The 8,834-nt window shown below is 71.8% G+C and carries 8 protein-coding genes and 1 tRNA gene; 1 reads left to right on the top strand and 8 read right to left on the bottom strand.

The window, feature by feature from the left end; all coding sequences use genetic code 11:
* Window positions 1-63: 63 nt before the first annotated feature.
* The 7 genes from IE237_RS36165 to galU form a co-directional block, all read right to left on the bottom strand.
* Window positions 64-137 (bottom strand) — tRNA-Ala (locus tag IE237_RS36165).
* Between the two features lie 95 nt (window positions 138-232).
* Window positions 233-1,270: a divisome protein SepX/GlpR gene (sepX, locus tag IE237_RS36160; RefSeq protein WP_189806411.1), complete on the bottom strand. Its 1,038-nt coding sequence runs from the start codon at window positions 1,268-1,270 to the stop codon at window positions 233-235.
* 137 nt (window positions 1,271-1,407) lie between these two features.
* On the bottom strand, window positions 1,408-2,001 hold the full coding sequence (locus IE237_RS36155) for a GNAT family N-acetyltransferase (protein ID WP_189806427.1): 594 nt from the start codon (window positions 1,999-2,001) through the stop codon (window positions 1,408-1,410).
* Between the two features lie 14 nt (window positions 2,002-2,015).
* Complete coding sequence (locus IE237_RS36150; protein ID WP_229843888.1) at window positions 2,016-2,552, bottom strand: MogA/MoaB family molybdenum cofactor biosynthesis protein; 537 nt, start codon at window positions 2,550-2,552, stop codon at window positions 2,016-2,018.
* A 14-nt stretch (window positions 2,553-2,566) separates the two neighbouring features.
* Window positions 2,567-3,052, bottom strand: coding sequence for a cyclic pyranopterin monophosphate synthase MoaC (gene moaC / locus IE237_RS36145; protein ID WP_189806409.1), 486 nt, complete (start codon window positions 3,050-3,052; stop codon window positions 2,567-2,569).
* A 59-nt stretch (window positions 3,053-3,111) separates the two neighbouring features.
* Window positions 3,112-4,461 (bottom strand): molybdotransferase-like divisome protein Glp, encoded by a 1,350-nt coding sequence (gene glp / locus IE237_RS36140; protein WP_370468341.1) that lies wholly within the window; start codon window positions 4,459-4,461, stop codon window positions 3,112-3,114.
* 4 nt (window positions 4,462-4,465) lie between these two features.
* Window positions 4,466-5,377: a UTP--glucose-1-phosphate uridylyltransferase GalU gene (gene galU / locus IE237_RS36135; protein ID WP_189806408.1), complete on the bottom strand. Its 912-nt coding sequence runs from the start codon at window positions 5,375-5,377 to the stop codon at window positions 4,466-4,468.
* 104 nt (window positions 5,378-5,481) lie between these two features.
* On the opposite strand from galU, the gene IE237_RS36130 reads away from it, so the two are divergent.
* Window positions 5,482-6,075: a 5-formyltetrahydrofolate cyclo-ligase gene (locus IE237_RS36130; RefSeq protein ID WP_189806407.1), complete on the top strand. Its 594-nt coding sequence runs from the start codon at window positions 5,482-5,484 to the stop codon at window positions 6,073-6,075.
* On the opposite strand, the gene IE237_RS36125 is transcribed toward IE237_RS36130, so the two are convergent.
* Entirely contained in the window at window positions 6,076-8,826 is a 2,751-nt protein-coding gene (locus IE237_RS36125; RefSeq protein WP_189806406.1) for a penicillin acylase family protein, read from the bottom strand. It lies immediately after the preceding gene.
* Window positions 8,827-8,834: the final 8 nt, after the last annotated feature.

Below are 8,834 nucleotides of genomic sequence, written 5' to 3'. Positions count from 1 at the left end.
CCGATCTTGCGATCGGACGGGATCTCGTCACCATTCCTGAGCTAACTCAAGAACAGTCGTCTGTGGACCTGTGGGGATTTGAACCCCAGACCCCCTCGATGCGAACGAGGTGCGCTACCAGACTGCGCCACAGGCCCTTGCGACGTGTGAAACATTAGCATCCCGATCGGGAAGAACAAAAATCGCTTCCCGCGCAGGTCAGCCGGGGGCCGTCGCGGACCCCCGGCCGGGGTCACTCGTTCGCCGCCCGGGGGCGGTCGTCGTCCGCGTACTGGTCGAAGAGCGGGGTGCGGCCGTGGTCACGGCCGCGGCGCGGCGGGGTGGCGCGCCGGCCGGGCGCCGGCGAGGGGGCGGGGGCCGGATCGGCCGCCGTCGAGGAGCGGGCCGCGCTCCAGGTCTCCGGGTCCGTGATGTCGATGCCGCTCGTGGCGCGCGGGGCGACCGGGGCGGTGACGTACGTGGGGAGCGGCACCGGGACCGGGTCCCAGCTGTCGCCGCGGGCCGGGCCGCGCTCGCGCTGCTGGTCCACCCACTCCGCGTGGTCGGTCTGCTCGACCAGGGCGCGCCGGTCCGCCTCCTGCGGGGAGACCGCCGGCGCCACCGGGGCCGAGTCCGCCTCCGGCTCCGGCGTCGGCACCGGGCGCCGGCTCTCGCGCAGACGGGCGGCGGCCGCTTCGGCCCGGCGCCGGTCCATCACGTACACGAAGCGGCGCCGCTCCTGGGTCCGCAGATGCACGATGTACGCGCTGAGGAGCAGCGCGGGGACCGCCGGGGCCCACAGGAAGGCGATGCCGCCGACGGCCGCGACGACCGCGCCGAGGGTGAAGCCGGCGAAGAGGAGCGTCGTGGTCCGGCGGCGCCGCGCGAGGACCTTGCCGCGGCGGGCGCGCTCGGCCGCGGCGCCCGGGGCCGGGCGGGCCGGGGCAGGGTTCGGCGCCGGTTCCGGATCGGGCTCCGGGAGTTCCAGGCGCGCCTCCGTCCTGGCCGCGGGCGCGGAGAAGGCCCGGACGTCGACCGAGCTCAGATGCTCGGTCTCCGCGTCCGGGTCCACGTCGGGCGTCGGTCCCTCCGCCGTACGGTCCCGCTCCTTCAGCTCCTTGGCGTACCGGCGCTCCATGCCCGCCCGTCCGGAAAGCAGCCGGATGGCGGTGCTGAAGCGTTCCGTCGGACGGGCTTCGTTCAGCTCGTCCTGCCTGCGGAGCCACATCGGCACCAAGTAGGCGGCCCAGGCCCCGACGATGACTGCGTAGATGAGGCCGCTGCTGCTCACGCCTCACACGGTAGAGGGGTTCTGTAACACGCATCGGCCAATTGGCCCGGTGTGTCGCACGATCTGGCTGATATCACTGAACTTTTTTGTGATTGTTCAGATCGATTGACCGCCAACTGGCGATTAAATTCGAACACTTATTGCATTCTCGCGTGATGCCAGCGCCTCAGCAGACCCTCCGGAACCTCCTCGGCCGTCAGCGCGAACACCAGATGGTCCCGCCACGCGCCGTCGATGTGGAGATAGCGGGGCCGCAGACCCTCCTCGCGGAAACCGAGCTTCTCCACCACCCGGCGCGACGGCCCGTTCTCCGGGCGGATGCACACCTCCATGCGGTGCAGCCCGACCACCCGGAAGCAGTGGTCGACCGCGAGCGCGACCGCCGTCGGCATCACCCCGCGCCCGGCCACCTCACTGTCCACCCAGTACCCGACGTGCCCCGAGCACATCGAGCCCCAGGTGATCCCGGCCACCGTCAACTGGCCGACGAGCCGCCCCCGGTACTCGATCACGAAGGGCAGCATCCGGCCGGCGTTCGCCTCCGACCGCAGATGGCGCACCATCTGACGGTACGTCGGACGATGCGCGACCGGACCACCGGGGGGCGCCGGCGGAACCGTCGCCTCCCAGGGCCGCAGCCACTCGCGGTTGCGCCGGTTCACCTCGCGCCAGGCCGCCTGGTCGCGCATCCTTATGGGTCGGAGCACCACCTCGCCGTCGACGAGGACCACCGGCCAGGACGGGATCACGACGCTCTCGGGTGGTCGCCGCCGCGGATCTGGTCGACGGCGTGGCGCAGGAGCGGCTCCAGGACGGCGAGCCCGTCGCGCACCCCGCCCGGGGACCCCGGCAGGTTCACGATCAGCGTGGAGCCCGCGACCCCGGCCAGACCGCGCGAGAGCGCCGCCGTCGGGACCTTCGCGCGGCCGTACGCGCGGATCGCCTCCGGGATGCCGGGGATCTCCCGCTCCAGGACCCGGCGGGTCGCCTCGGGGGTCTCGTCGGTGGGCGAGATGCCCGTACCGCCGGTGGTGACGATCACGTCGTACCCGGCGGCGACCCCGTCGCGCAGGGCCGCCTCGACCGGCGCCCCGTCCGGGACGACCCGCGGGCCGTCCACGGCGAAACGCATCCCGGTCAGGCCTTCGGCGATCAGCGGACCGCCCTTGTCCTCGTAGACCCCGGCCGACGCCCGGTTGGAGGCGGTGACGACCAGCGCGCGGTACGCCGCCTCCGGGACCTCCCCGTGCCCGTGCGCCGCGTGCTCGTGCGCTCCGGACACCCGGCCCGCGCGCGTCACGCCTCGGCCCTCGTCCAGTGGCCCGACTTGCCGCCCGTCTTCTCCTCCACCCGTACGTCGGAGATGACCGCGCCCTTGTCGACCGCCTTGATCATGTCGACGACGGTCAGCGCCGCCACCGAGACCGCCGTGAGGGCCTCCATCTCGACGCCCGTGCGGTCCGTCGTCCTCACCGTGGCCAGGATCTCGACGGCCTCGTCGGTGACCGCCAGGTCCAGGGTGACGCCCGAGACGGCCAGCGGGTGGCAGAGCGGGATGAGGTCCGGGGTCTTCTTGGCCCCCATGATCCCGGCGATCCGCGCGGTGGCGAGCGCGTCACCCTTCGGGACGCCCTCGCCGCGCAGCAGCTCGATCACGCGCGGCGAGACGAGCACCCGCCCGCTGGCACGGGCGGTGCGGGACGTGACGTCCTTCGCCGATACGTCGACCATCCGGGCCGCGCCCGCCTCGTCGATGTGGGTGAGACCTTGCTGCGTGCTCATGGCCGTGACACTCCCGGTCGCTGTGTGAAGGACGACACCGTACCTCCAGCGTCGCCCCCTCAGCCGAGGAGGACCACGTCCAGCTCCGCGCCCGGCTCCACGGATTCCGTTTCCTCCGGGACCACGAGCAGGCAGTCCGCGTGGGCGAGGGCCGCGATCAGGTGGGAGCCGGCACCGCCCACAGGTGTGACGGTGCCCGCCTCCTTGTCGTACGTACCGCGCAGGAACTGGCGGCGGCCCTCCGGGGACGACAGGGCCTTGTCGGCGGCGAGGACCGCCCGCACCGTGGGCCGGTGCAGGTCCTCGACGCCCATCAGCGCGCGGATCGCGGGGCGCACGAACAGCTCGAAGGAGACGTACGAGGAGACCGGGTTCCCCGGCAGGGCGAGCAGCGGGATCTGCTCGGCGCCGACCGCGCCGAAGCCCTGCGGCTTGCCCGGCTGCATGGCCAGCTTGCGGAAGTCGACCTGCCCGTCGGCGGTCAGCGCCTCCTTCACCACGTCGTACGCGCCGACGCTCACCCCGCCGGTGGTCACGATCAGGTCGGCCCGGATCAGCTGGTCCTCGATGGTGCCGCGCAGCGACTCCGCGTCGTCGGCGACGGCCCCCACCCGGTAGGCCAGGGCGCCGGCGTCCCGCGCGGCGGCGGCGAGCGCGAAGCTGTTGGAGTCGTGGATCTGGCCCTCGCCCAGCGGCTCGCCGGGCTGGACGAGCTCGCTGCCGGTGGAGAGGACGACCACCCGGGGGCGGGGACGGACCTTCACGGTGCCCCGGCCGATCGCGGCGAGCAGACCGATCTGCGGCGGACCGAGGACCGTGCCCGCCGCGAGGGCGAGCTCCCCGGCCTTCACGTCGCTGCCCGCCCTGCGGACGTGGGCGCCGGCCTCGGCGGACCGGTGGACCCGGACCTCTCCCGCGGCGCCCTCGGGGGCGGCGCTGGCGGCGGTCATGCCGGTGGCCGCGCCCCCGCCCGTACCGCCGTCGGTCCATTCGACGGGGACGACGGCCTCGGCGCCGGGCGGCAGCGGGGCGCCGGTCATGATCCGGGCGGCCTCGCCGGGGCCGACCTCGGGCAGGCCGCCGGCGCCCGCGGCGACGTCGCCGACGACGGTGAGGACGGCGGGGAACTCCTCGGTGGCACCGGCGACATCCGCGACCCGGACCGCGTACCCGTCCATGGAGCTGTTGTCGAAGGGCGGCAGCGCGGCCGGCACCGTCACGTCCTCGACGAGGACGCAGCCCTGGGCGTCGAGGAGTTGCAGCTCGATCGGTTCGAGCGGGGAGACCGTCGCGAGGATGTCGGCGAGGTGCTCGTCGACGGACCACAGACCGCGGGCCGGGCCCGCGCAGGGGTCCGGCGCGCCTGCCGCGTGGTCGTGCTCGTGGCCGTGTGCCGCACTGCTGCTCAAAGTGCTACATCTCCTCGCTGACGTATCTCCGGAGCCAGGCCCGGAAGTCCGGTCCCAGATCTTCACGTTCGCACGCGAGTCTGACAATGGCACGCAGATAGTCCCCGCGGTCACCGGTGTCATAGCGGCGTCCCTTGAAGACGACTCCGTGCACCGGTCCGCCGATCTTCTCGTCCGAGGCGAGCTTCTGCAGGGCGTCGGTCAGCTGGATCTCCCCGCCGCGGCCCGGCTCGGTCTCCCGCAGCGTGTCGAAGACCGCCGGATCCAGGACGTAGCGGCCGATGATCGCGTAGTTGCTGGGCGCCTCGCCCGGGTCCGGCTTCTCGACCAGGTCCGTCACCTTCACGACGTCCGAGTCGGCGGTCGGCTCGACCGCCGCGCAGCCGTAGAGGTGGATCTGCGAGGGTTCGACCTCCATGAGGGCGATGACGCTGCCGCCCTCCCTTTCCTGGACGTCGACCATCCGCGCGAGCAGCGGGTCCCTCGGGTCGATCAGGTCGTCGCCGAGGAGGACCGCGAAGGGCTGGTCGCCGACGTGCGGGGCGGCGCAGAGCACGGCGTGGCCGAGGCCGCGCGGGGCGCCCTGGCGGACGTAGTGCATGGTGGCCAGGTCGCTGGGTTCCTGGACCTTGGAGAGGCGTTCGTCGTCGCCCTTCCGGATCAGGGCCTCCTCCAGCTCGTAGTTCCGGTCGAAGTGGTCCTCCAGGGGCCGCTTGTTCCGGCCTGTGATCATCAGGACGTCGGAGAGGCCCGCGGCGACGGCCTCCTCGACGACGTACTGGATGGCCGGCTTGTCGACGACCGGCAGCATCTCCTTCGGCGTCGCCTTGGTCGCCGGGAGGAAGCGTGTACCGAGACCGGCGGCGGGGATGACAGCCTTGCTGATCCGGCCGAGCCTGGGGAACGACTGATTCATGCGGAGCACCTTAGCCGTTCGGAATGAGAGGAAGATGTGGCTTCGGTTAACTTCCTTCACATAAAGACAGTTACGAGACTTTCGTACATGCACATGAGGCCGTCATGACACCTGAGATGTCCGAAAAGACCCTGCTGCGCAGCCGACTTCTGGCCGCCCGTGCCGCGCTGACCCCCGAATCCCTCGGGGAGACGGCCGAATCTCTCGCCCGGCGGGGGATGGAACTGGCCGAACTCGCCGGGGCCGCCACGGTCGCCGCCTATGTGTCGGTGGGCCGTGAGCCGGGCACGCGCGCGTTGCTCGACGCCCTCCACGCGCGCGGGGTGCGGGTCCTGCTGCCCGTCCTGCTGCCCGACAACGACCTGGACTGGGCGGCGTACGAGGGGCGGGAGGCGCTCGCGAAGGCCGGCCGGGGCCTGCTCGAACCGACCGGCCCCCGCCTCGGTCCCGAGGCCGTGTGCGCCGCCGACACCGTGCTGCTGCCGGGCCTCGCCGTCGACGGGCGCGGGATGCGGCTGGGGCGGGGCGGCGGCTCGTACGACCGGGTGCTCGCCCGGCTCGCACGCGCGGGCGTGGATCCGGCCCTGGTGGTGCTCCTCTACGCGGACGAGGTGGTCGCCCGGGTCCCGGAGGAACCGCACGACCACCCCGTGCACGCGGTGGTGACCCCGGAGGGGGTCACCCGCTTCCGCCCCTGATCAGGGCTTGAGCGTGAGCGTGTCCTTCGCCGCCGCGTCGACCGCCGCCTTGCCGTAGGCCCAGTCGTACAGCTCGCCCTTCGCCCAGGCGTCCGTCTGGTCGGTGTAGTTCGAGTGGAAGGCGTGACCGGAGGCGCCGGTCAGGTTGACCCACCGGGACTTGTCCCATTCCCCGACGTTGACGACCATCCGCATCGACGGGACCCAGATGACCTCGTAGCCGCCGGCCGCGTTCCAGCCGGTGGCGTCGACGGCGGCCTCGCCGCCGCCCAGGTTCCACGGGCCGCGGTTGAGGAGCTGCTGCACGAGGCCCGGGCCCGCGGTGCCGAGGGTCTGGTTCTTCAGGGTCAGCTGGTGCAGCCGGCCCCAGCTCCAGGTGGAGACGTCCTTGCCGAGCTTGGCGGTCAGCTCCCAGCGGGCGTCCTTCATGGCCTGGGCGAGCAGCTGGTCACGGGTCTCGGTGGCCGCGTCGGTGCGGCTGCCCGGGGTCTTCCACCACTCGTTCTTCTCCTGCTTGAGGAGCGGGCGGACCACCTCGTACCAGCGGTCGCCGCCGTCCGGCTGCGCCGAGTCGGGGTCGCGCTGGCCGCACTCGCGGACGAGCCTGTTCTGCTCGTCGACCGGTCCGGTGGCGTCGGCCGGGCGGACGTTGATGCAGTCGCCCTCGGCGCGCAGCTCCTTGGGCAGCTTGTTCCCGAAGGCGAGCTTGAGGACGTTGCGCCAGACCGCGTTGAAGTAGGCGGCGGCGGCCGAGTCGGGCTCCTGGGTGTAGTCCCAGCCCTCCAGGAGCTTCTGCGCCTCGCGGACGTACGGGTCGGAGATGTCGATCTTCAGCAGGAGCGGGTTGAGCAGGGTCGCGATCTCGCTGCGGTTGTCGGTCTGCATGGTCCGCATGTCGTCCGGCGAGATCTTGCCGCCGTCCTTGATCTTCGACTCGATGAGGTCGTTGATCCGCTGGCTGCGCGAGCCGTAGCCCCAGTCCTTGGTGAGCAGGTCCGGGTAGGTCTTCTGGTCGATCACGGCCTGGTTGGCGGTGACGATGTAGCCGCGGTCGGGGTCGTACTCGTAGGGCAGCTTCTCGAAGGGGATGTATCCCTTCCACCGGTACGAGGAGTCCCAGCCGGGCGCGGGCAGGGTGCCGTCGCCCTTGGAGCGCTGGGGGATCTTGCCGGGCGACTGGTAGCCGATGTGGCCGTCGGTGTCGGCGTAGATCAGGTTCTGGGACGGGACCTCGAAGTTCTTCGCGGCGGCCCGGAAGGTGGTGAAGTCCTTGGCGCGGTCGAGCGCGAAGATCGCGTCCATCGACTTGCCCGGCTGGAGGGCGGTCCACTGGAGGGAGACGCCGTAGCCGGTGCCGCGGTCGGGGGCGGCGTTGCCGACGGGGGCCTTCTGGCCGACCTTCTCCAGCTCGGAGGAGCGGTCGGAGACGAGCGGGCCCCGCTCGGTGGAGCGGACGGTGATCTTGCGGTCGGTGCCGCCGGCGACCTTGATGATCTCCTCGCGGACGGTGAAGGGCTTGACCTTGCCGTCGACGAGGTAGCCGTCGGGGCCGATCTTCTCCAGGTAGAGGTCGGTCACGTCGGCGCCGAGGTTGGTGAGGCCCCAGGCGATCTTGTCGTTGTGGCCGATGATCACGCCGGGCATGCCGGAGAAGGTGTAGCCGGCGACGTCGTAGCGGCAGGTGGCCGAGACCGAGCGGCAGTGCAGGCCCATCTGGTACCAGAGGGACGGCAGCTGGGGCGCGAGGTGCGGGTCGTTGGCGAGCAGCGGATTGCCGGAGGTCGTGTACTTGCCGGCGACGACCCAGGAGTTCGAGCCGATGCCGTTGCCGTTGGGGCCGAGCAGCGCGGGGACGGTGTCGAGGACCTCGGAGAGCGCGCCGAGCTGGGAGGACACTCCGCCGCTCGCGCCGCCCGGGCCCGTGCCGGGGGTGTCCCCGGTGGTCGTCCCGTCGCCCTCGGTCGCCTCGGCCTTCGGGTCGAACTTCCCGGTGGACTCGTCGACCGCGCCGCCGTCCAGGATCGGCTGGTGGAGCGCGTAGGGGTACTCGGGGTACAGCTGCTTGATCTGCCGGGCGCTGAGCCGGCTCGTCATCAGCGAGCGGTCGATCTCGTCCTGCATGTTGCCGCGCAGGTCCCAGGCCATCGCCTTGAGCCAGGCCACCGAGTCGACCGGGGTCCACGGCTCGATCGTGTAGTCGTTGGTGAGGCCGAGGGCCGCGTACTCGACGGAGATCTCCTTCGGCGCGCGGTCCTTCAGGTAGGCGTTGACGCCCTCCGCGTACGCCTGGAGGTACTTCTTCGTCTCCGGCGACAGGACCTTGTCGTACTCCTCCTGCGCGACCCGGCGCCAGCCGAGGGTGCGCAGGAAGGCGTCGGTGTCGACCTGGCTCGCGCCGAACATCTCGGAGAGCCGGCCCGCGGTGACGTGCCGCCGGACGTCCATCTCGTAGAACCGGTCCTGCGCCTGGACGTAGCCCTGGGCGCGGAAGAGGTCCGTCTCGTTGTCGGCGTAGATCTGCGGGACGCCGTTCGCGTCCCGCTTCACGTCGACGTCGGCGGAGAGCCTGTCGAGGCGGATCTCGCCGGTCGTCTGCGGGAACGAGGCCCGGACGGTGCTGACACCCCAGTACCCGCCGAAGCCCATGCCCGCGACCAGTGCGAGGACCAGGACGAGGAGGAGCAGGCGGGCACGCCGCCCTTTCTTCTTGGCGGTCTTCTTGCCGGGGGGCGCGGTCGTGTTGGAGGGCATCGCTGTCC

Origin of the sequence: Streptomyces tanashiensis, from assembly GCF_014648895.1 — a bacterium.
Classification (GTDB): Bacteria; Actinomycetota; Actinomycetes; order Streptomycetales; family Streptomycetaceae; genus Streptomyces; species Streptomyces tanashiensis.
This window is presented reverse-complemented; position numbering and strand designations above follow the sequence as displayed.